At 48.9% G+C, this 554-nt stretch carries 1 protein-coding gene; it reads right to left on the reverse strand.

Annotated elements, in window-relative coordinates; all coding sequences use genetic code 11:
• Positions 1-251 precede the first annotated feature (251 nt).
• A partial coding sequence (locus ACTHUE_RS19970; protein ID WP_440424274.1) for a hypothetical protein occupies positions 252-554 on the reverse strand: 303 nt, incomplete at its 5' end.

Below are 554 nucleotides of genomic sequence, written 5' to 3' on the forward strand. Positions count from 1 at the left end.
ATGTCGTTTTTTCATTGGGGTGGAGGGCTGTTTGTTGGTGGGGATACGCGAGGTGTTGTGGTTATGGGGGGCGGTTTGTAAGGGGTGGGGGTAGAGGGCGGGGAAGTTTTCGTGTTGACTGTTTGTGAGTTTAGCTTGGCCGTGCTGGTGGACAATGCCGGAGTAGATGTGTTGTTGTTTGGTGGTTTTTTGGTTGTGGTGGTGTGGGGTTGTTGGTTTGTTTTGTGGGTGGGTTTGTGGGGTGTGTGCTGTTATGTTGGGTGGGTGGTTTGTGGTTGGTGTTGTTGTGGTGTGTGGGTGTTGGTGGTGTGGTTGGGTTGGTGTGTTTGTTGTTGGTGTTTTTGTTCGTGGTTTTGGGGTTGTTGGTTGTTTGCACTCTGTTTTTTAGTGGTTGTGTGTTCGTTATTTTTGCTATGTCTTTGGTTTTGGTTTTGGCTGGGGTGTCGTGTGGATAGTTTTTGTTTGGGTCGGTGCCGGTTTCGCGCTTGGTTAGGTTGGTTGGTGTTTTGTTGTGTGGGGTGTGGTTGTTGTTTGCTGTGTTTGTTGTTTGCATC

This window comes from Neisseria sp. P0021.S005 (assembly GCF_051956955.1).